Raw genomic sequence first — 20,133 nt, forward strand, 5'->3', positions numbered from 1 at the left:
CGGGCCGTGAGCGGTGCGGAAGCCCCGACGGCGCCGGGCGGGGCGGACGCCGGGCGAGGCGGACGCCGGGCGAGGCGGACGCCGGGCGAGGCGGACGCCGGGCGAGGCGGACGCTGCCCGGGGCGGCGGGAGGAGCAGACGCGCCGGAGCCGCTGTCGAAGGCGGGGCCTAACCCGGCGCACCGGCCCGGGCCACCAGCAGCGACCACTGCGCGAGGAGCACGGCCAACTCCTCGCGCCCGAGGTGGCCCGGCGAGCTGACCGCCAGCCGCGGACCTGACCGGACCGTGAACTGCACCGGACCGAACGCGGGGTTGACCCAGGACTGCAGCAGCCACCCCTCGGGGAGGACCGGCTCCGCGTGCAGGGCGAAGGAGTAGCGGCCCCGGTCCTGCTCCGGACGGCGCCGCAGCAGTTCCTGCCAGGCCGCCAGGGCGAGCCCGGCCGCGTCCCCGACCGCGTTCCCGGCCGCGGCCGGGAACGGTCCGGTCACCGTGACCGCCCGCGCCCCGGCCGCCGGCACCTCGCCCGCCACGGGCGCCGCTCCGGCGCCGCCGCCGGGACCGCGCAGCGCCCGCTCCACCTCCGCCGCGGCCCCCGGGCCGGCCGGGCAGCCGACCCACGCCTGGGGGCCGTCCCAGCCGTCCCGCACGGCGACGGTGAACCGCGGGTCGCCGGCCACCGGCGCCAGGCGCTCGCGCAACCGCTGCACCGTCAGCAGCGGGGCCACCGCGTGCAGCACCGCCGATTCAGCCATCTCCCGCACTCCCCTCCGGCGGCCACCGCCGCAGCCAGATCCGACTCCGTTGCCCCCGTATCACGAACGAGGCCATCAGCCGGGCGTCCGTCGTCGCCGGCGCCTCCAGCAGCGCCGTGCGCGCCGCCCACGGCTCTCCCCCGGTGCGGGCGATGCCCAGCAGGGCGGCGCCGCCCCGCGCCGGGAAGGAGAGGGTCACGTCCCCCACCCCCTCGGCCAGCCCCCGGCCGGTGGCCTTCACGGCGGCCTCCAGCAGGGTCCAGGCGGAGAAGAAGAACTCCGGTCCGGCCCCGTCGGCCTGCGGGGGCAGGGCCGGGTAGAGCGAGGCGAGCACCTGGGTGGCGGACGGGATGAGCCGGATCCGCTCCAGGTCCACCCCCAGCGCCCCCTGCTCCGAGATGCCGAGCAGCAGCAGGTCCTCGGAGCGCGACCAGCTCACCCTCAGCTCCGGATGGTCCGGCAGGTAGGGCTTGCCGCCCCTGGTGCGGGCCAGCCGGACCGCTCCCGGGGCCTCCCCCAGCCGCGTGGCCAGCAGCCGCCTGACGGCCAGTCGGGACCGCAGGAAGAGCCGGGCGTCCTCGCCGTTCAGGTAGCCGGCCGCCCGGCGGCGCTCCTCCTCGGTCAGGTCCACCGCGTAGTGCGCCGGCGACAGGGGCTCGGCGTCGGCCGTCAGGTCGGCCAGCCAGGCCTCCACCCCGGCGCCCGGGGCGGTCACGTCGGACGCAGGCCGAAGACCTGCGTGGCCGATCGGGAGGGGTCGCCGGGCCGCAGGTGCAGTTCCCCGCGCCCGGGCAGCAGCACCACGGCGGCGACCGTGCGCTCGCGCCGGATGTCGCCCTCGTCCGGCACGCAGATCGGCGGCCTGGACAGCAGGGCGAAGTGCTCCTCCGGCCCGGCCGCCGGGTCGAGCTCGGCGAGCCCGGCCCGGGCCTCCTTGAGGCGGCGTACCGAGGAGTTGCGGGCGAACACGTTCAGCTCGTCGCCGCGCGCCAGGTCCGGGTCCAGGAAGTGGTTGGTGTGGGCGGTCTCGTGCGTTTCCACCACCCGCAGCTCGTCCCCCAGGACCTCGACGCAGACGGCCCGCTCCCGGTCGCACAGGGTCAGCGAGCGGGAGCTGGCCAGCCGCATCCCGCGCAGCAGCTCCAGCGCCTCGGTCACGCTGCCGGCGGTGTCCAGCAGGTGGCGGATCGCCAGGTACGGGGGCAGCCCGGGCCGCCAGTCGCCGCCGAGCACCAGGTTGAGCCCGATCGCCAGCCCGTCGCTGTTCAGCCCGAGGTACCCGAGCAGTCCGGCGAAGGAGAGCACCAGCGAGCGCCGGGCGGACCCGACCGGCGCCACCTCCAGGACGGCGATCGCGTCGTCCAGGTTGCCGTTCAGGTCCACGGTCTGGGCCAGCACCGGGTGCCCGGTGTACCGACCGCCGGCCCGCGCGTAGGTGGTGCAGTCGCCGGCCGTCGGCACCTTCTGGTAGCCCATGATCTCCCGCCGCAGCTGGAGCAGCCAGGCCTCGTCAGGGCTCAGCCCGGCCCCGGCGGCCAGGCCCTCGACCTCGGCGGCCAGGTCCGGGGCGGCGGCCGCGACCGCCGCCCGGTAGGCGTCGATCCGCGGCCGCAGCCCGTCCAGGGTCAGCGGGGTGGCCGTCAGGTGGTCGAGCCGGGCCAGCCCGTCGTCCAGGAAGGCGCGCAGCTCACCGGCCAGCGCCCGCCCGTGCTGCTCGCCCCGCTCGAACGCGGTGCCCGTCAGCAGCAGCCGCCCGGTCATGCCCCCTCCTGTCGGACCACCCGCGGGCCGCGGGCCAACTGCTCGCGCACCTCGGGCCATTCGTCGCGCAGCACGCTGTAGAAGACGGCGTTGCGGCGCCGGCCGCCCGGCATCGGGTTGAAGCTGCGCAGCGTGCCCTCCTCGCGGGCGCCGATGTTCAGCAGTCCGCGCCGGGCCTGCTTGTTCAGCTCGTCGGTCTTGAACTCCACCCGCAGGGCGCCCATGGACTCGAAGGCGTGCTGCAGCAGCAGGTACTTGGCCCAGCGGTTGACCCCCTTGCCCTGGAAGTCCAGGCCCAGCCAGGACCAGCCGATCTCCAGGCGGCCGTCCGCCTCGGCCATGTTGCCGAAGCTCATCGACCCGGCCACCCGGCCGGTCCGCTTGTCGGTGATCACGAACACCGCCCGCCGGCACGCCTGGTGGTCCGCCAGGGTGGCGTCGAAGAAGGCCTCGTAGTCCTCCGGGGACTCGATCCGGGTCACGAAGTACCGCCAGATGTCCGGCGCCAGCGCGATAGCGCGCAGCCCGTCCCGATCGGCGGCGGTCAGCGGGCTCAGCCGCACGAACTCGTTCTCCAGCACCACCGGTGCGTCAACGGCCCAGGTTCCCATGGTCACACCGCCTCGACGGTCGAGGGGGTGACGGCGTCGACGACCTCGCGCAGCGTGGTCATCCGGGCCAGGTCGTGCTCGGTGAATCGGGACAGGTCGGTGCCGGTCTCGTCGCACAGCGAGGTGAGGAAGAGCACCTTGTTGAGCGAGGTCAGGCCGTAGCGGGCGGCCAGGTCGGCGTCCGGGTCGATCGTCTCCGGCTCGACGGGACTGGTCAGTACCAGCACCAGGTTCTCCCGGGCCGCGGTCTCGGTCTCAGCGTGCATGGATACCCTCCTGGGGGTTGGCGAGGTCAGCTGCGTAGGCGGCCCGGATCTGCGGGCGCCGGGGTTTGAACTGCGAGGTGAGCAGGCCGTTCTCGACGGTGAACGGCTCGCGCGCGACGATCGCCCGGGCGATCCGCTCGTCCTTGCCGAGCGCCGCGTTGGCGTCGGCGAGCGCGTCGGCGATCGCGGCCTCGTCGGGCGGGTAGTGGGTGGGGCGGACCACGGCGACCAGCTCGGTCTGCTGCGGGCAGAACAGCACCGCCTCGGCTACGGCGGGCCCGGAGGTCAGCCGCTCCTCGATCGGCCGGACCACGATCTTCTTGCCGTTCTCCAGCACGATCACGTCGTCCGCGCGGCCGAGGATGTAGAGGTAGCCGTCCTGGTCGATCAGGCCGAGGTCGCCGGTGCGGACGATGCCGCCGGGCCGGAAGACCTTCTCGCTGTCGCCGGGGGCGGCGTAAGCGTAGTGGTCGTTGACGGGGTGGACGCTGCGCACGCTGATCACGCCGTCGGCGTCCAGCAGCACCTCCTTGCCGGGCACCACCCGGCCCACGCTGCCCTCGCGGGAGGCGCCGGGGTGGTTCTTGGCCACGATGCAGGTCTCGTTCAGGCCGTAGCCCTCGAAGATCGGCAGTCCGGCCTCGTTGAAGAAGCGCAGCGTCGCGGGGGCCGCCGGGGCGGAGCCGGTCCACAGGTAGCGGATCCGGTCGCCGAAGAGCTGCACGGCCTGCTCGCCGACCGGCTTCCCCGAACGGGCCGCCCGGGCCTCGATGTGCCGCCGGGCGGTCTCGAAGAAGGCCGGCACGCCCATCACCACCGTCGGTCGGGCCCGCCGCAGGGTGGCGAAGGCGGCCTCGTAGGTGGAGACGGTCACGTCGTGGCCGTGCCGCAGCGCGGAGTAGATCCAGTACCGCTGCTGCAGCAGCGACAGCGGCAGGAAGACGAACAGGTCGTCGCCCGGCCGGTGGTGGAACATGTCCTGGACGGCGCGCAGCGAGCCGTCGACGGAGGCGGCCGTGGCGCCCAGGCCCTTGGGCTCGCCGGTGCTGCCGGAGGTGAACTTGACGGTGGTCACCTGCCCGGGCTCCCAGACCACCGGCTCGGGTGCCGCGTCGGCCTTCTCGACCAGCCGGTCCACCTCGGCCAGCGGCAGTGCGCCGGCGGCCTCGGTCGGGCGGTCGGTGAACAGCAGCCGCAGTCCGTACCGGCTGATCAGCTGCTGGTCCGGCTCGAACTTGCCGGGCTCGAAGCCGGCCGTCTCGGCGCCCAGCCAGAGCGCCGCCAGGTCCAGCAGCACCCACGGCAGGCTGTTGGCCGCCAAGATCCCGATCCGGTCGCCCGGGCCGATCCCCAGCTCGGCCAGCGCGCTCGCCAGCCGCCCGGCCCGGCGGTGCAGTTCGGCCAGCTCCAGGGTCTCGGTGCCGTCCAGCCTGGCGAACGAGATCCGCCCGCCGGTCGGCGCGTTCGCCGTGATCCGGTTGACGATCACCGCTGCCCCTCCTTCGCCGCCACGGCCGCGTCCACGTGCGCGGCCATCAGTCGCACCGTCTCCAGCGCGGCCAGCTGGCCGAGTTGGATGCCCACGCCGAAGCGCTTGCGCACCGCGGTGAGGATCCGCGCGGCACTGATCGAGTCGCCGCCCAGCGCGTAGATGTTGTCGTGCGGCCCGACCGCCGGCCGGTTCAGGATCTGCGCCCAGATGCGGGTCAGTTCGGTCTCGGTCGGCCCGGCCTCGCCGTCGTCGGCCACCGGCGCGGCCGCCTGCTCGGCCGGCTCGGCCACCGGCGCCCGGCGGATCAGCTCGCCCCGGTCCACCTTGCCGTTGCGGGTCAGCGGCAGCTCCTCGTGCCACACCACGGCGGCCGGGACCATGTACTCGGGCAGCGCCTCCCGCAGGTCGTCACGGATGGCCTGCACGTCGGGCCGGTCGGCGCCGGCGGGCACCAGGTGGGCCACCAGCCGGTCGCCGCGGCTGCCCTCCTGGCGGACCACCACGGCCTGGCGCACCGCCGGCAGCGCGGCCAGCCTGGTCTCCACCTCGCCGGCCTCGATCCGGTAGCCGTTGACCTTGATCTGGAAGTCGCTGCGGCCCAGGATCTGGATCTCGCCGCTGGGCAGGTAGCGGCCCAGGTCGCCGGTCCGGTAGAGCCGCTCGCCGAGCCGCTCGTCGTAGCGGAACTTCTCGGCGGTGCGCTCCTCGTTGCGCCAGTAGCCCTTGGCCACCCCGGCTCCGGCGCCGCAGATCTCGCCGGTCACCCAGTCCGGCGCGTCCTGGCCGTCCGCGTCCAGCACGTAGGCGCGGTTGTTGACGTTCGGACGGCCGTAGGGGATGGACTCGGAGCCGTCCTCCCACTCCTCGACCGGGTGCAGGATGTTCCAGATCGTGGTCTCGGTCGGTCCGCCGAGCGAGACCACCTCCAGGCCCGGAACCAGCCGGCGCAGCGCCGCCGGCAGCGCGGGCGGCAGCCGGTCCCCGCTCATCATCACCAGCCGCAGGGCCGGCGGCGCCGTGCCCTCGGCCAGCGCCTGGTCGTGCATCAGACCGACGATGGCGGGCACCGAGTTCCACACCGTCACCCCGCCCGACTCGCACATCCGCAGCCAGTGCGCGGGGTCGACGGCCCGGTCGGCGTCCGGCATCACCAGCGCGGCGCCCGCGGTCAGCGCGCCGAACACGTCCCAGACGGACAGGTCGAAGTTGAAGGCGCTGATCGCGAAGAACCGGTCGTCCTGGTGGATGCCGAACCGGGTGTAGCAGTCGGCCACCACGTTGGCCACGTTGCGGTGGGTGACCATCACGCCCTTGGGCGCGCCGGTGGTGCCGGAGGTGTAGAGCACGTAGGCCAGGTCGTCCGGGTCGGCGCCGGCCAGCGGTTCGAGCAGCGCGGGCGCACCGGTCGGCGCCGGGTCGGTGGCGTCCAGCCGCAGGACGGCGCGGCCGTCCCGGTCGGCGTCGGCCACGTTGGTCAGCACGCAGCGGACCTCGCCGTCGGCCAGCATGTACCGGCGGCGTTCCTCGGGCAGTGCCGCGTCCACCGGCAGGTAGGCGGCCCCGGCCAGCACCGTGGCCAGGATGCCGATGATCTGCTCCGGCCCGCGCCGCATCACCAGGCCCACCAGCTCGTTGCGGCCGACTCCGTGCGAGCGCAGCCAGGCGGCGGTCCGCGCCGCACGGCGGTGCAGTTCGCCGTAGCTCATCCGGAGCTGGGAGGTGATCAGGGCGGGGTTGTCCGGGCAGCTGGTCGCCCGCTCGGTGAAGGCGTCCTGGAGCAGCACGTCGGGCAGCTCCACGGCGGTGTCGTTGGCCGCCCGCCGGCGCCGCAGCTGGTCGCCGGGGAGCAGGTCGAAGCCGGTGCGGGCCCAGCTCCGCTCCTCCAGCAGCTGCTCCAGGAGGGACTGGTAGCCCTGGGTCAGGGCCTCCAGCAGGCCGGCCGGGAAGAGCTCGTCCAGCCCGTCGAGCTGGATCACCAGGCCCTGGTGCTGCTCCATCGCGAAGGCGTTCAGCCAGATCTGCGGGGTCTGGCTGACGCTGAACACCTCCGGGCCGAACAGTTCGAACGCCGAACCGTCCACCTCCTCGGTGTAGCCGATCGCGCTGTTGAAGGTGAACGGCATCCGCGCCTCGGCGCTGCCGCGCCGCCGGCCCAGCTCGCGCAGCACCTCGATGCCGGACTGGTGCCGGTGGTCCAGGTCGGTGCGCAGCCGCCGCTGGAGCGCCTGGGCGCGGGCCGCGAAGGGCTTGCCGCGGTCGACCTCGATCTCCACCAGCAGGGTGTCGGAGAACTGGCCCACGGCCTCGGCGATCCGGTGGTGCACCGGCGGGCGGTTGGCCACCGTGGTGGTCACGGTGAACCGCTCGCCGGCGCCCCAGCGGGAGAGCACCTCGCCGTAGGCGGCCAGCAGCGCACCGGACGGGGTGAGCTTCTCCTCGGCGGCCCGGCGCTTGAACGCGGCCCACTGCGCGGCGTCCAGCCGCACCTGGCGCTGGACGAACCGCGGCCGGGTGATCGCGGCCGGGCTCGCCGCCACCGGCAGGTCGGGGTGGGCCGCCAACTGGTCCAGCCGGCCCGACCAGTAGGTCCGGGAGCGGGCCGCGGGCGCCTTGACCGCGGCCGCCGCCAGTGCCGAGACGTAGTCCTCCAGCGGCAGTTCGGCGCCCTCGGGGGCCGACTCGCCCTGGTAGGCACGCCACCACTCGCGGAAGAACAGGAAGGAGCTGATCCCGTCCATCACCAGGCCGTCGTGGCTGACGTGCAGCACCATCGCCCGGTCGGAGAGCTCGGTCACCTCGACCGCCAGCAGCGGCGCGCGGTCGGCGGGCAGCACCCGGTGCGAGCGCTCCTCGCGCAGCGCGGCCCGGGTCCGCAGCTGCTGCTCGGGGCTCTGCCCGCGCAGGTCGAGCCGCTCGATCAGCACCGGGGCGACCGACTCCTCCACCACCTGGCGGCCGTCCTCGGTGAACCGGGCCCGCAGCGCGTCGTGCCGGGCGATCACCGCGTTCAGCGCCGCCTCCAGCCGGCCGACGTCCCAGTGGCCCTCGATCTCGTGGTAGACGTGACTGGCGGTGGAGATCTCGAACACGCCGCCGCGGCCGAGCAGGTAGGCGTGCTGCAACGGGGTGAGCGGGAAGCTGCCGCTCTCGGGCAGGGTGGCCGCGCTCAGGTACTCGACCAGCTCGGCCTTCAACCGCTTGATGCGGCCGACCAGTTCCGGGTCCATCCGGTCGCGCATGCCCTGCAGGCGCAGGTCCGCTCCGGTCACCGAGACGGACAGGCCCCGCTCCTCGATGTCCTGGACCAGTTCGACGAGTTCGGCGTTCATGCCGCCGCCTCCACGACCGCCGTGCCCGCCCGCTCGCCGATCAGCCCGGCCAGTGCGGCCAGGTCGTGCTCGCCGAGCAGCTCGTCCACCAGCACGTCCACGTCCAGCGCGGTGAGCAGCTGGTACTGCAGCTGGACCGCCTGCAGCGAACTGATGCCCAGGTCGATCAGGGTGGCGTCGGCGGCCGGCCGTTCGGCCAGCTGGAGCGCCTCGGTCACCAGGTCGGTGAGCAGGCCCAGGTGCTCGGGCTGTTCGGCGGCCGGGGCGGTGAAGAACACCGCGTCCGCCAGGGTGACCTCGGTGCCCGGCGCCAGCAGCTCGACCGAGGTCGGCCAGTGCGCCGGCTCCGGCAGGCCCAGCGCGGCCGAGAGCCGGGCGGCGAAGCGCGGCATCACCGGCGCCGCCACCCGCGCCAGCAGCTTCGCGGCCGCCAGCTCGAGCGCCACCGCCGTACGGGCCTCGGCCCGCCAGCGGGCGTCGTCCGCGGTCAGGCTCTCCAGCTCGGCGAACCGGACCGTGTCGCGCACGATGCCGTCCAGTTCCGCGGCGGCCTGGTTGAGCGAGAACCCGGCCTGGCCGAGCGCACCGGTCACCGCGGTCAGCCGGGCGCCGAGCCGGGCCAGGAACGCGGTCTGCTCCGGGGTCCAGTTGCCGGCGTCCGGGGCCGCGCCGTCGTACTCCTTGCGGACCCGGGCGCCCAGGTCGGTCAGCCAGTGCTCCCAGGTGCCAACGAGGGTCTCGGTCAGCACCCGCTGGTACTCCTCGCGGCGGAAGTTGGTGCGCCGGCCCTCGGGCCGGGTGAGGCTGAGGAAGAACCGCACCGCGTCGACCGTGTCGGCGGCGAGGATCTCCTTGCCCCAGATCGCGTGCCGCCGGCTGGTGGAGAACTTGGCGCCCTCCAGCAGGTAGAACTCGTTGACGTGGTAGTCGATGTCAGGCGTCCAGTCGGGGTACGCGACCCGGTACAGCGCGGGGTAGAGCACACCGTGGTAGAAGCTGTTGTCGTAGCCGAAGAAGTGGACGATCTTCCAGTCGGCGCCGGGCTCCGCGGCCCGCCAGTCCTGGTCCAGCCGGCGGCCGAGCGCCTGGATGCCGTGCAGGAAGCCGTAGGACATCTCCGGCCAGACCCAGATCACCTGGTCGGCGCCGGCCTCCTCGGCCGGGCGCACGCCCCAGTCGGCCGGGTGGCTGATCGGGATGTCCACCTCCGGGCGGGCGAACAGCCGCCGGGCGAGGTCGCGCAGCCGGACCGGGACCCGGCCCAGTCGGTGGTGCGCGGCGATCTCGTCCTCGAACTCGTGCAGCGGCAGCGAGAAGCGGGTCGCGGTGCCGGTCCGCGGCGCTGCCTGCGAGCGGGCCGAGCGCGGGTCGACCAGGTCGACCACCAGGTTGGGCTCGCCGCACTCCTCGCAGATGTTGCCGCTGGTCCCGGCGGCGCAGGTCGGGCAGGTGCCCTTGACGTCCACCTCGTAGAGGTAGGTGCCGCTCTCACCGTCGAACAGGGCCGGTGCGGCCTTCGGGGCGACCGTGCCGGAGTCGACCAGCCGGGTGAAGAACTCCCGCAGCCCGTCCGGGTACTCGGCGTCCGCGTTGGTCACCGTGTACTGGTCCAGCGGGATGTCCATCAGCTCCAGGGTGGCCGCGATCTCCGCGCTGAAGTGCGCGGCGGTCTCCGCCGGGGTGTTGCCGTCGCGCTCGGCCGCGCCGACGACGTAGCTCTGGAAGTCGTCGCTGCCGGTCAGGTGCCAGGCGCGGGCGCCGTTCATCCGCTGGAACCGGACGAACGCGTCGGCGCCCAGGTACGGGCCGGACAGGTGGCCCAGGTGGAGGTCCCCGTTCGGGGTGGGCGGCGTGGAGAAGACGAAGACCGGCCGGTCCCCGAAGCCGGTGCCCGCGGGGGCGGTGGCCGCCCGGGCGGCGCGCTCGGCGTCGCGCCAGTACTGGGTGACGAACACCAGGTCGTCGGCGCCGGTGTTGTGCAGCACGTGCGTCTCGAAGGGCTCGAACAGGGCGACCGTGCCCGGCACCGCCGGGTGGCGCTCCCCGCCGACCTCGAACTCGCCGCGGCCGGCCACGATCACGAAGAACTCGGTCTCATCGTGCCGGTGCAGCTCGGAGCTGACGCCCGGAGCGACCCGGCCCCAGCCGGCGCCCGAGCCCTGACCGCCCGCGATTCCCTCGATGCTGCTCATGTCGATGCCGAAGGCCTCGTGCAGCACGCCCTCGTCGTAGCTGCTCAGTATCATGCGTTACTCCTGGTCGGACTGGTCAGGAACGGAATGTCGATCAGATCGGCGGCCTGCGCGGCGATCGCGGGGGCCAACCGGTAGCCGGAGCCGTTGGCGGCACCGGCGAAGACCACCCGCGGGTCGGCGGGCAGCGGGCGGACGACCGGCTCGCCGGTGCCGCTGTAGGCGTCGCAGAAGACCCGCCCGGAGGCGCAGTGCGCCGCGTACTCGGGGGCGACGGCGCGCAGCACCGCCAGCGCGTCGCCGAGGTCCTGGTCGGACAGGCCCTCGCCCAGCGCGTCGGGGTCCACGCCCCACTCCTGGCAGGTGTAGCTGAACAGCCAGTGCCCGCGGTCGTGCAGCGGGAGCAGGAAGGCGTCCTCCGCCTGGAAGACGACCGCCCGGTCGGTCGGCGCGGGCACCAGGTCGATGTGCAGCGCCACCACCTTCTTCACCCGCACCCCCAACGGGGCGACCAGCTCGCGCCAGGCCGGGGCCGCGATCCACGGCCCGGGGGCCAGCACCACCTGGCCGGCCGTCAGTTCGCTGCCGTTGCTCAGCGCCAGGGTGATCCGCTCGGGGCCGAGGCCGATCGCGGTGACGCCGGTGCCCTCGTGCACCACCGCGCTGCTGCCGCGCAGCTCGCTGGCGAGCCGACCGGTCAGACCGGCCACGTCCGCGTACTGGCCGCCCTCGACGTGCCAGACGCCCGCGGTGGCCGGGGTCGGCCGGGCGCTGGCCAGGTAGCTCCCGCGCACCGTCTGCTCCGCGCCGACCACGTCCATGCCCACCTGGTGGATCGGCAGTTCCGGTCGGTGCGAGGTCAGCTCGGCGTAGTACTGCTCGCTGTAGGCGGCCATGCCGCGCACCCGGCCGGTCGCGCCGCGCGGGAAGTGCAGGCCGGCCGAGCGGCGGCTGGCGCCGGAGCCGACCGAGTCCCGGTCCAGCACCGCCACCGTCCGCTCCGGGCGCCGGGCGAGCAGTTCACGTGCGGTCAGGCAGCCGATGATGCCGCCGCCGACGACCGCGATGTCGACCTCGTTCATCGCCGCTCACGCTCCCCAGCCGGCGTCGGCCCCGACCTTGGCGGACCAGTCGATGAAGGACTCGAGGGGCTCGTTGCTGCGCAGCCCGCGGATCCGGTCGACGATGCGGCGGCTGCGCCAGGCGTTCAGGCTGAGGTTGGGGTCGGCCAGGCCGCGCTGCTGCTTGGCCGCGTTCTGCACGAAGATGTTGCGGTCGGCCGGACCGTCCCAGCGGACCGCGTAGTCCTGGTCGATCCGCAGCTCCTCGCCCTCGCGCTCCAGGCGGTCGGCGATCGGGGCCAGGAAGTCGGTGGCGGCCGGGCGGAAACCGGTGGCCCAGACGATCACGTCGGCGTCGATCCGCTCGGTGCCCTGGCGCTGGTCGTTGTGGCGCACCTCGACCGTCCAGCCTCCGCCGTCGGCGGCCCGCACCGTCTCCATGGTGCGGTTGGGGGCCAGCAGCACCAGGTCCTCGGCGCCCTCGATGAACCGGTGGACGTAGATCCGCTGGTAGATCTCGCGCAGGGTGGCCTCGGAGACCCCGTCGCTGGTCAGGATGTGCTCGGCGTTGAACCGCTCCCGGGCCGCCGGCGCCAGCCGGTAGAAGTACTCGGCGTGGCCCGGCATGTAGAAGTCGTTGGTGAAGGGCGAGTCGTCGATCGGGAAGTAGTTGCGCCGGCGGGAGATCCAGGAGACCCGGCGCGGCAGCTCGCTGCCCGACCGCGAGATGAGGTCCAGGAAGGCCTCGGCGCCGGACTGCCCGCCGCCGATCACCGCGACCCGCTTGCCGCCCAGGTGCTGGGCCCGGTCCAGGAACTCGCTGACGTGGAACTGGGTCGGGCCGATCAGCCCGGCGGCCTGCGGCGGCACCCACGGGCGGTTGCCCACCCCGAGCACCAGGTTGTCCGCGGTCAGCCGGCGCCGGTCGGTGTCCACCACGAACCGTGCGCCGTCGAAGTCGACCGCCCGGACCTCCTCGCCGAACCGCACGTTCGGGTTGCGGCGACTGGCCCAGTCCAGGTAGTTGCGGAACTCCTGCCGGGGCACGTCGCTGAACTGGGCGTTGAGGAAGTGGTAGATCCGGCCGTGCTCGTGCAGGTAGGCGAGGAAGGAGAACGGGTTGGTCGGGTCGGTCAGGCTGACCAGGTCCTTGTAGAGCGAGACCTGCAGGGTGGAGCCGGGCATCTGCTGCCCGTCGTGCCAGCCGAACTTCTCCTTGCGGTCGAGGAAGAGGTTGCTGACCTCGGGCTCGCTGTGCAGCAGTGAGGCCAGGCTCAGGTTGGCGGGACCGGCGCCGACGCCCAGGCAGGTGTAGTGGGCCTCGGCGGGGTGGGTGTGGGACATGTTGCGGGCCTCTCTTTGTTCTCGGACGACGAAGGTGGAGAGTGGAGAAGCGGGCACAGCGCACTGCCCGCCCAACGGGGCGTCAGGGAAGGTGGGGTGGGGGCGGAGGGTCAGTCCGCGCGGGGGGCGGGCCGCACGGCGGCCAGGCCGAGGACGGTGGCCGCCAGCGAACCGAGCGCCAGCAGCGGCCAGACCAGCACGCCGGCCTGGATGAACAGCCAGCCGCCCAGCATCGGGCCGAGCGCACTGCCCAGGCCGAACACGAACTGGAAGCTGCCGATGTAACGGCCCTTCAGCTGCTCCGGCCCGGCGGTCCCGGGGTAGGCGAACACCGTGGGGCCGCCGATGATCTCGCCGATCGACCAGACCAGGGTGCCCAGCACAATCGCGGCCGCCCCGATCGGCAGTGCGTAGCAGGCCACTCCGGCGCCGACCAGGGCGAATCCGAGGCCGATGGTGATCCGCGCCGGCCAGGACTGGGCGAGCCGGGTGACCAGCAGCTCGAAGGCGATCACCACGAAGCCGTTGAGCGCGACCGCGACGGTGTACCAGACGAAGGCCAGGTGCTGGTCCTGCACGAACAGCGGCAGGGTGGACAGGTACTGGACGTAGACGACGGCGTGGCAGAAGGCGGCGGCCAGGTAGCGCAGGTAGCGGCGGTCGCGCAGCACGGCGCGGTAGCCGCCGGCCTGCGGCGCCGCGGCCGCGGTGGCACTGCGGCGGGTCGCGGCGGGCAGCGTGGCCAGGGCGAGGACCGCGTAGGCCAGCGCGATCAGCGCCTCGCCCCAGAAGAGCAGCAGGTACCGGTCGTGGCCCGCGTGGTAGAGCCAGAAGCCGACCAGCGGGGCCGCGGTGGCGCCCAGGTTCAGGCCGAAGCGGTACATCGCGAAGACCATCACCTGCCGCTCGTCCGGCGTGAGTTCGGCGAGCAGGGTGGCCGAGGCGGGCCGGAAGACCTGCGCGCTGAGGCCGGCCAGGCCGACCGCCGCCATCAGCAGGCCGTACCCGGGCAGGTAGAGCAGGGCCGCGGTGAGCACCGCGGTCGCGCTCATGCTGACCACGGTGGCGTTGCGCACGCCCAGCCGGTCCGCGAGCGAGCCGCCGACCAGCACGCCGAGCACGGCGCCACCGCCGTACACGCCGAGCGCCAGCACGGTCTCCGGCTTGGAGTAGCCCTTCGAGCCGAGGAAGAGCACCAGGAAGACGTTGAGGAAGCCGCTGAGCCGGTTGACCAGCACGCCGGCCAGCACGGTCTTCACCGCGAGCGGCGAGTCCCGGAAGGTGGCCCAGACCGTCACCCGGGGCGGCGCCGGTTCGGCCACCGCCTGGGCCTGCTCGATCGGCTCCGGGCGGACGGTGTCAGTCGACATCGCGCACCTCGATCGCGACCGCCGCGCGCACCCGCTGCTCCAGCGCGTCCAGCTCCTCGGGCGAGGGCGCGTCGATCAGGAAGCAGACCGCACGGTCCTCGGAGCTCTCCAGCGGACCGAGCCGGCTGCCGCGCTCCTTGAGCACCAGCACCGCGCGCAGCTCCGCCGGCTCGCCGGGGCCGCCGACCGGCGGGTCCGGCCAGATCCCGGCCTCGCCGAGCCAGACCGGGCGGACGCCGGGCCAGTCCACCCGGACGTCGTCCAGGATCCCCTCCCGGTGCTCCAGGTAGACCTGCCGGGTCCAGCGGCGCGGCTCGGGGTAGCCGGCCGGCTCGCCCAGTGCCAGCCGGACGATCTCCGGCTCCAGCGGTTCTCCGGTGGCCAGCCGGTAGAGGGCCAGCAGGCCGTCGCCCGGGGTGCGGGCGGCCACCTCCATCAGCACCGGGCGGCCGGCGGCGTCCACCCGCCACTCGGCGTGGGCTATCCCGCTGCCGAAGTCGAGCGCCGCCAGCATGGTGGCGTTGGCCTCCAGCAGCTCGCGGTCCACCGGCTCCGGCGCGCTCGGCACCGAGTGCGAGAGTTCGACGAAGGTGGCCGCGTGCGACTCGGTGGTGGTCTTGCGGGTGACCGAGGCGAAGATCACCTTGCCCTCCTGCACGAGGCTCTCCACCGAGTACTCCTGGCCGACCACCTTCTGCTCCACCAGCAGCGTCTCGTGCTCCGGGTAGTCGGCCAGCCGCGCGGCCAGGCCCTGCTCGTCGCCGACCGTCACCACACCCGAACTCGAGTGCCGGGCGGCCGGCTTGAGCACCACCGGGTACGCGACCGAGGCCGGGTCGAAGGCGGCCCGCTCGGCCGCCGGCAGCACCGCGCCGGGCGGCGCGAACTCCGGCAGGTACCAGCGCTGCAGCGGCTTGGAGCGGCAGACCCGGGTGGCCCGCAGGCCCGGGCCGGGCAGGCCCAGCGCGTCGGCCAGCAGCCCGGTGGGCTCCACCAGGGTCTCGCCCACCGCGTAGGCGCCGACGATCCGGTAGCGCGCCCGCCAGTCGGCGGCCCGGGCGAGCACGCCCGCGGTGAACGAGCCGTCCTGGTTCAACTCGCCGTCCACGAAGGCGATCTCGTCGATGAGCGCGGCCGGCCCGGTCGGGTCGGCCTGGGCGGCCAGCGCGCGCTCGCGCCAGCCGCGCGGGGTGATCAGCAGGATCTTCAGCCCGCGGGCGGCCAGCTCCTGGAGGTAGCGCGGATTGCGGCAGACCACCCAGAAGGCTCCGGTCAGGACGAAGGCCGGTGGTCGTCTATCGGTCACAGCAGTGCTCCTTGGGTCGTGCTTTCGGTGGTGCGCAGCTCGGTGGTGATGCCGCGCGCGGCCAGGAAGTCAAGCCACTGCTCGGCCTCCCGGGCACCCTCGGCGGCCCGGTGCAGGCCCGGGGCGAGCGCGCCGTCGAGGATCCGGGTGATGCCGTACGCCAACGGCAGCGAGACCAGCAGGGCCATGGCGCTCTCCCGCTCGTCGCCGCGCAGGTCGAGCAGGCAGCTCCCCGACCAGGCGCCGTCGGCCCAGCTCAGGTCCAGCGCCACGGCGAGCACCACGCGGTCGCGGTCCGTCTCGCGCATCGGGTGCCTCTCGGCCAACTCGCCCGCCAGGGAAGCGATCCGCCCGTCGTCGCCGGACTCCACGGTGGCGAAGACCTCGGACCAGGCGGCCCGCCAGCCGGCCGGGCGCAGCGTGCCGCGGACGAAGGTGCGCTTGCGCCAGTGCGGCGGGAAGCCGTACTGCTCGGCGAAGGGCAGGCTGTCGCGGTTGGGGTACACCTCGAACGGCTCGCCGGCCACCGGGTACTCGGTGGCCGCCTCCCAGGGGCGCGGTGCGGTGCGCTGCTGCCAGTCGCGGAGGTAGCGGGCCGGCGAGCGCAGCGCGTTGAGCACACCGAGCGGGGCCCAGCTGAAGCGGTAGCGGAACTCGTTGAGCTCGGCGGGCAGTCCGCCGCAGTAGGAGGTGAAGTCGGCGGTGGTGACGGCCTCCCCGGCGGCGGCGCGGCCGAGTTCGACCAGGCGGTGGGCCATCAGGTGGTCGATGCCCGGGTCCAGGCCCGCCTCGGCGAGCACCACGGTCCGCTCGGCGGTGGCCGCCAGTTCGGCCAGCTCCGGCGAGACGTAGCTGGAGCACGCGAAGTGGGCACCGTGCGCGAGCGCGAGGCGCAGCAGCTCGGGGTGGTGGGCCGCCGGGAGCATCGACACCAGCACGTCGCCGGGGGCCAGCGCGGCGGCCAGCGCCGCCGTGTCGAAGCCGCGGGCCCCGGCCCGGCCCGCCAGGCCGCGGGCCGCGAGGCACTGTTCGGCCTTGGCCGCGGTCCGGCCCCAGAGCACCACGCGGGCACCGTGCTCCAGCAGCAGTTCCAGGCCGCTGCGGCCGGTGGAGAGCCCGGTGCCGATCCAGTGCACCGTGCGTATCGAGGTCGAGAGGTCGGACACGGGCGGCTCGGACACGGACGGCTCAGACATGGACGGCCTCCAGTTCGTGGCGGCGGCAGGCGGCCCGGAAGTCGGCCCGGCAGTGCCGCCAGGGCGCGGCCGGGTCGGCCAGGGCGCCCAGTTGGGCGACGAGTTCGGCGGAGAACGCCCGGCTGGCCTCGGCCGGCAGCAGCGAGGGCAGGTTGTCGATGGCGATCAGGTCGAGCGGCGGGTCCTGGTGCAGGCGACGCACCGGCTCGGACCAGTCGGTGACGGTGCGGTAGACCGGCAGCACGTTGAGGTCGGAGGTGACGTCGCAGGTCACGTCGACCACCAGGCTCAGCCGTCGGTCGGCGACCGGCAGGTCGGCGGGGCGCAGGAACGGCGGGATCGGACGGGTCGTCAGCACGGTGTTGACCAGCAGGTCGTGGTGGAGCAGCGCGGCGCGGTCCAGTTCGCGGGTCTCCGCCTGGTCCCAGCAGGTGGCGGCGAGCCCGGCCACCTCCAGTGCGTCCACCGCGCCGCGCCCGCAGCGGCCGAGCGCGCCGATCACCAGCGCGTCCGGGGATCCGGCCCGCATCGAGTCGCGCAGCTGCCGGTCCAGCTCGCTCTTGTCCATCGGGCGCAGCGGGGTGGTGAGCCGGCCGCGGGCCTGCAGCACACCGAGCGCCGCACCCACGTAACCGGCCCAGTAGCCGAAGGCGGCGAGCCGGCGCCCGGTGTCGTCCACCAGGTACTCCAGGTCGAGCAGCTCGCCGCCGCCGCGGGCGAACCTGGCGAGCAGCTCGCGGCCGCCCTGCTGGCCCTTGTAGGCGTGGCCGAAGAAGATGTGGCGGTGGACCAGCTGGTCGGGCAGGTCCGGGAGCTCCTTGAGCCCGAGGACGTACGCCGGTTCGGGGGCCTCGGTCCAGGAGCCGGCCTCGGCCCCGTGGCAGCCGGCGGCCAGGTACTCGTCCAGCGGGAACACCCGCTGCGGGGACTCCTCCACGGTCAGGTGGAACCCCAGCTCCACCAGCCGGCGTGCGTCCTGCGGCACCAGCGGGGCCCGGCGCTCGGTGGCGCGCACCTCGTGCCGGATCCACAGCCGCGGCTGCTCTGCCATCGCTCTCGTCCTTCCTGGATGTGTCGTGCGGGGGGTGGGGCGGTGGGACCGAAGTGGGACGGGGCTGCTCAGAGCAGCGGGATGCGCGCGTTCGCCAGGGCCCGGTAGCGCGGCCCGGCGGGCAGCGCGGCCGGCTCGAAGCCGTGCGTCAGCAGTTCGTCGAGGACCCCCGCGGTGATCGCCACCGCGAGGTCGGCGCCCGGGCAGCCGTGCGGGCCGGCGCCGAAGGTGAAGCAGCTGGGCGCGGTCCGACCGGGGTCGAAGGCGTGCGGGTCGGGGTTGGCCGCGGGGTCGCGGTTGGCGGCGGCGAGCACCACCAGCACGGTCTGTCCGGGCTGGACGGTCGCCGCGCCGTGGCTCCAGGGCTCGGCCGCGAACCGGCGGGTGTTCTGGATCGGCGCGTCGTGCCGGGCCACCTCGCGGGCCAGCGCGCTGAGGTCACCGGGCGGCTGCTCGCGCAGCGCCAGCAGGGAGTTGCCGATCAGGCCGGCCGTCGCGTCGTAGGTCTGCGAGAGCAGCCCCACGGCGTTGGCCAGCAGCGGCGCCTGCCGCGGCCAGTCCCGCCGACCGGCAGCCCGGACCAGGGCGGCCAGCAGCCCGGTCGGCTCGGCACCGGTCAGGCCGGGCCCGAGCAGCTCCCGCAGCCGCGCCGCGGCCTCGGCGGCCGCCCGCTGCTGCTCCGCCGTGGCACCGGCGGGGATGCACTGCACGAAGTCCCCGACCAGTCGCGCCGCCTCCGGTTCCAGCCCGGCGTCCAGGCCGCACAGCGCGGCCACCACGCGGGCCGGCACCTGGAACATCAGCTCCTCGAGGCCGGGGCCGCCGGCGCGCTCCAGACTCTCCCTGGTCCGTTCCGCGGCCAGCTTGCCCGCCTCGGCCGGATCGGCCTCGCCGAGCGCGTCCAGCACCACCTGCTTGAGGCGCTGCTGGTCGGAGCCGTCGGTCATCCGGACCAGGTCCCCGAAGACCGCGCCCGCGGCGGTGCCGAGCAGCCCGGCCGGCACCGGCTCGGCCGGCGGGCGGACCCGCAGTTCGGCGGCCGACAGCGCAGCGGTGACCGAGGCGGCGTCGGCGGCCACCCAGGCCTGCAGCTGCTCGTCCCAGCCGAACGGGCGTTCCGCGGTCAGCCGCGCGTAGTACGGGTACGGGTCGGGGTGCCGGACGGCCTCGACCGGGTTCGTCGGGGTGTGCATGGCTGTCGTGCTCCTTGACGGCGTCAGCGGGCCCGGCGCGCGTCGAGCGCACCGGCGATGGTCAGCTGTTGAACCTCCGAGGCGCCCTCGTAGACACGCAGCGCCCGGATCTGCCGGTACAGGCGTTCCGGCAGGCTGTCGGCGACCAGCCCGGCGGCGCCGTGCAGCTGCACGCACCGGTCGACGATCCGCTGCGCCGCCTCGGTGGCCTGCAGCTTGGCGATGCTGGAGTGCTTGCCGAACCCGCGGTGGCCCTGGTCGAGCTCCCAGGCGGCCCGCCCGACCAGCAGCGCGGACGCGTTCACCTCGACCTCCATCGCGGCCAGGTCGAACTTGACCGTGGGCAGGTCGAACAGCACCCCGCCGTAGATGGCGCGCTGCCGGGCCCGCGCCTGGGCCGCGTCGGCGGCCCGCCGGGCGAAGCCGAGCGCGGCCGCGCCCACCGTCATCCGGGCCCGCTCCAGCAGGTCCATCGCCACCACGAAGCCGCGCCCCGGGCGTCCGAGCACCGCGTCGGCGGGTACCCGGCAGTCCTCGAACGCCAGGTGGGCGAACGGGCGGGGCGCGATCGCGTCGATCGGCTCGCGCACCCGCAGGCCCGGGGTGTCGCCGGGGACGAGGAAGGCGGTCAGCCCCAGCGGCCCCGGTCCCTCGCCCGTCCGGGCGATCACGCAGACCACGTCCGCCACCGTGCCGTTGGCGATCCACGCCTTGCCGCCGTTGAGCACGTACTCCTCGCCGTCCCGCTCGGCGGTCAGCGCCACCGCGGCGACGTCCGAGCCGGCCTGTTCCTCGGAGACCGCGAAGGCACCGGCCAGGGTGCCGGCCGCCAGGCCCGGCAGGTAGCGCCGCCGCTGCTCCGGAGTGCCGTACCGCAGGATCGGGGTGGCCGAGAGCACCTGGATCGCGAAGGCGAAGTCGGCCAGGTCCTCGGCGTAGGCGAGCGCCTCGCGGGCCAGGCAGACCGAGCGGTAGTCGCCGTCGGGGCCGGGCTCCTCCTCGTCCAGGAAGGCCAGCCAGCCGGCCTCGCCGAGCGCGGCGAGCGCCCGGCGCACGGCCTTGTCCGGGTTGTCGGCGCGCAGTTCGGTCCACAGGGCGGCCCGCTCCTCGCACCACCGGTCCAGCCGTTGGGCGCGGTCGCGGTGCTCGTCGGTGTAGAAGGGCAGCCGGAGGATCTCCGGGTCGAAGGCGTTGAAGGTCACGGC

General features: G+C 74.4%; 16 protein-coding genes. All 16 read right to left on the minus strand.

The annotated features are described in order from the left end of the window. Nucleotides 1-168: 168 nt before the first annotated feature. Entirely contained in the window at nucleotides 169-756 is a 588-nt protein-coding gene (locus ABT247_RS10395) for a hypothetical protein (RefSeq protein ID WP_350740963.1), read from the minus strand. Next, nucleotides 749-1,471 carry a 4'-phosphopantetheinyl transferase family protein gene (locus tag ABT247_RS10400; protein ID WP_350740965.1) on the minus strand — a complete coding sequence of 241 codons (723 nt, stop codon included), beginning with the start codon at nucleotides 1,469-1,471 and terminating at the stop codon, nucleotides 749-751. Before ABT247_RS10400 ends, ABT247_RS10395 begins: the two co-directional genes overlap by 8 nt. Next, nucleotides 1,468-2,517: a C45 family autoproteolytic acyltransferase/hydrolase gene (locus ABT247_RS10405; RefSeq protein ID WP_350740967.1), complete on the minus strand. Its 1,050-nt coding sequence runs from the start codon at nucleotides 2,515-2,517 to the stop codon at nucleotides 1,468-1,470. Before ABT247_RS10405 ends, ABT247_RS10400 begins: the two co-directional genes overlap by 4 nt. Continuing rightward, nucleotides 2,514-3,128, minus strand: a complete 615-nt coding sequence (locus tag ABT247_RS10410) for a GNAT family N-acetyltransferase (RefSeq protein WP_350740969.1) — start codon at nucleotides 3,126-3,128, stop codon at nucleotides 2,514-2,516. The genes ABT247_RS10405 and ABT247_RS10410 overlap by 4 nt, the downstream gene beginning before the upstream one ends. A 2-nt stretch (nucleotides 3,129-3,130) precedes the next feature. Beyond that, a complete protein-coding gene (locus ABT247_RS10415) occupies nucleotides 3,131-3,394 on the minus strand; it encodes a phosphopantetheine-binding protein (protein ID WP_350740971.1) in 264 nt (87 codons plus the stop codon). Continuing rightward, nucleotides 3,384-4,883 (minus strand): AMP-binding protein, encoded by a 1,500-nt coding sequence (locus tag ABT247_RS10420; protein ID WP_350740973.1) that lies wholly within the window; start codon nucleotides 4,881-4,883, stop codon nucleotides 3,384-3,386. The genes ABT247_RS10415 and ABT247_RS10420 overlap by 11 nt, the downstream gene beginning before the upstream one ends. Continuing rightward, nucleotides 4,880-8,215: a non-ribosomal peptide synthetase gene (locus ABT247_RS10425; RefSeq protein ID WP_350740975.1), complete on the minus strand. Its 3,336-nt coding sequence runs from the start codon at nucleotides 8,213-8,215 to the stop codon at nucleotides 4,880-4,882. The genes ABT247_RS10420 and ABT247_RS10425 overlap by 4 nt, the downstream gene beginning before the upstream one ends. Further along, entirely contained in the window at nucleotides 8,212-10,461 is a 2,250-nt protein-coding gene (locus ABT247_RS10430) for a class I tRNA ligase family protein (RefSeq protein WP_350740977.1), read from the minus strand. The genes ABT247_RS10425 and ABT247_RS10430 overlap by 4 nt, the downstream gene beginning before the upstream one ends. Beyond that, on the minus strand, nucleotides 10,458-11,489 hold the full coding sequence (locus ABT247_RS10435) for an NAD(P)/FAD-dependent oxidoreductase (protein ID WP_350740979.1): 1,032 nt from the start codon (nucleotides 11,487-11,489) through the stop codon (nucleotides 10,458-10,460). Before ABT247_RS10435 ends, ABT247_RS10430 begins: the two co-directional genes overlap by 4 nt. A gap of 6 nt (nucleotides 11,490-11,495) precedes the next feature. Then, nucleotides 11,496-12,812 carry a lysine N(6)-hydroxylase/L-ornithine N(5)-oxygenase family protein gene (locus ABT247_RS10440; protein WP_350740981.1) on the minus strand — a complete coding sequence of 439 codons (1,317 nt, stop codon included), beginning with the start codon at nucleotides 12,810-12,812 and terminating at the stop codon, nucleotides 11,496-11,498. Between the two features lie 110 nt (nucleotides 12,813-12,922). Continuing rightward, nucleotides 12,923-14,182 (minus strand): MFS transporter, encoded by a 1,260-nt coding sequence (locus ABT247_RS10445; protein ID WP_350740983.1) that lies wholly within the window; start codon nucleotides 14,180-14,182, stop codon nucleotides 12,923-12,925. Continuing rightward, the gene (locus ABT247_RS10450) at nucleotides 14,172-15,488 is read right to left on the minus strand and encodes an ATP-grasp domain-containing protein (protein ID WP_350740985.1); all 1,317 of its coding nucleotides are present in this window, start codon (nucleotides 15,486-15,488) and stop codon (nucleotides 14,172-14,174) included. The genes ABT247_RS10445 and ABT247_RS10450 overlap by 11 nt, the downstream gene beginning before the upstream one ends. Continuing rightward, nucleotides 15,485-16,684: a saccharopine dehydrogenase family protein gene (locus tag ABT247_RS10455; protein WP_350740988.1), complete on the minus strand. Its 1,200-nt coding sequence runs from the start codon at nucleotides 16,682-16,684 to the stop codon at nucleotides 15,485-15,487. Before ABT247_RS10455 ends, ABT247_RS10450 begins: the two co-directional genes overlap by 4 nt. Continuing rightward, nucleotides 16,677-17,735: a saccharopine dehydrogenase gene (locus tag ABT247_RS10460; protein ID WP_350740990.1), complete on the minus strand. Its 1,059-nt coding sequence runs from the start codon at nucleotides 17,733-17,735 to the stop codon at nucleotides 16,677-16,679. The genes ABT247_RS10455 and ABT247_RS10460 overlap by 8 nt, the downstream gene beginning before the upstream one ends. A 68-nt stretch (nucleotides 17,736-17,803) precedes the next feature. Then, nucleotides 17,804-18,928 carry a cytochrome P450 gene (locus ABT247_RS10465; protein WP_350740992.1) on the minus strand — a complete coding sequence of 375 codons (1,125 nt, stop codon included), beginning with the start codon at nucleotides 18,926-18,928 and terminating at the stop codon, nucleotides 17,804-17,806. A 23-nt stretch (nucleotides 18,929-18,951) separates the two neighbouring features. Continuing rightward, nucleotides 18,952-20,130 (minus strand): acyl-CoA dehydrogenase family protein, encoded by a 1,179-nt coding sequence (locus ABT247_RS10470; RefSeq protein WP_350740994.1) that lies wholly within the window; start codon nucleotides 20,128-20,130, stop codon nucleotides 18,952-18,954. Between the last annotated feature and the right edge of the window lie 3 nt (nucleotides 20,131-20,133).

The sequence above is a fragment of the Kitasatospora sp. NPDC001539 genome (assembly GCF_040298565.1).
In the GTDB taxonomy this organism is placed as follows: Bacteria; Actinomycetota; Actinomycetes; order Streptomycetales; family Streptomycetaceae; genus Kitasatospora.

Bases quoted from the DNA above. Each gene is read 5' to 3' on its own strand.
- ABT247_RS10430 (WP_350740977.1), bottom strand. From the start codon at position 10,461: ATGATACTGAGCAGCTACGACGAGGGCGTGCTGCACGAGGCCTTCGGC.
- ABT247_RS10445 (WP_350740983.1), bottom strand. From the start codon at position 14,182: ATGTCGACTGACACCGTCCGCCCGGAGCCGATCGAGCAGGCCCAGGCG.
- ABT247_RS10455 (WP_350740988.1), bottom strand. From the start codon at position 16,684: ATGTCTGAGCCGTCCGTGTCCGAGCCGCCCGTGTCCGACCTCTCGACC.
- ABT247_RS10415 (WP_350740971.1), bottom strand. From the start codon at position 3,394: ATGCACGCTGAGACCGAGACCGCGGCCCGGGAGAACCTGGTGCTGGTA.
- ABT247_RS10465 (WP_350740992.1), bottom strand. From the start codon at position 18,928: ATGCACACCCCGACGAACCCGGTCGAGGCCGTCCGGCACCCCGACCCG.
- ABT247_RS10435 (WP_350740979.1), bottom strand. From the start codon at position 11,489: ATGAACGAGGTCGACATCGCGGTCGTCGGCGGCGGCATCATCGGCTGC.
- ABT247_RS10425 (WP_350740975.1), bottom strand. From the start codon at position 8,215: ATGAACGCCGAACTCGTCGAACTGGTCCAGGACATCGAGGAGCGGGGC.
- ABT247_RS10460 (WP_350740990.1), bottom strand. From the start codon at position 17,735: ATGGCAGAGCAGCCGCGGCTGTGGATCCGGCACGAGGTGCGCGCCACC.
- ABT247_RS10440 (WP_350740981.1), bottom strand. From the start codon at position 12,812: ATGTCCCACACCCACCCCGCCGAGGCCCACTACACCTGCCTGGGCGTC.
- ABT247_RS10410 (WP_350740969.1), bottom strand. From the start codon at position 3,128: ATGGGAACCTGGGCCGTTGACGCACCGGTGGTGCTGGAGAACGAGTTC.
- ABT247_RS10405 (WP_350740967.1), bottom strand. From the start codon at position 2,517: ATGACCGGGCGGCTGCTGCTGACGGGCACCGCGTTCGAGCGGGGCGAG.
- ABT247_RS10395 (WP_350740963.1), bottom strand. From the start codon at position 756: ATGGCTGAATCGGCGGTGCTGCACGCGGTGGCCCCGCTGCTGACGGTG.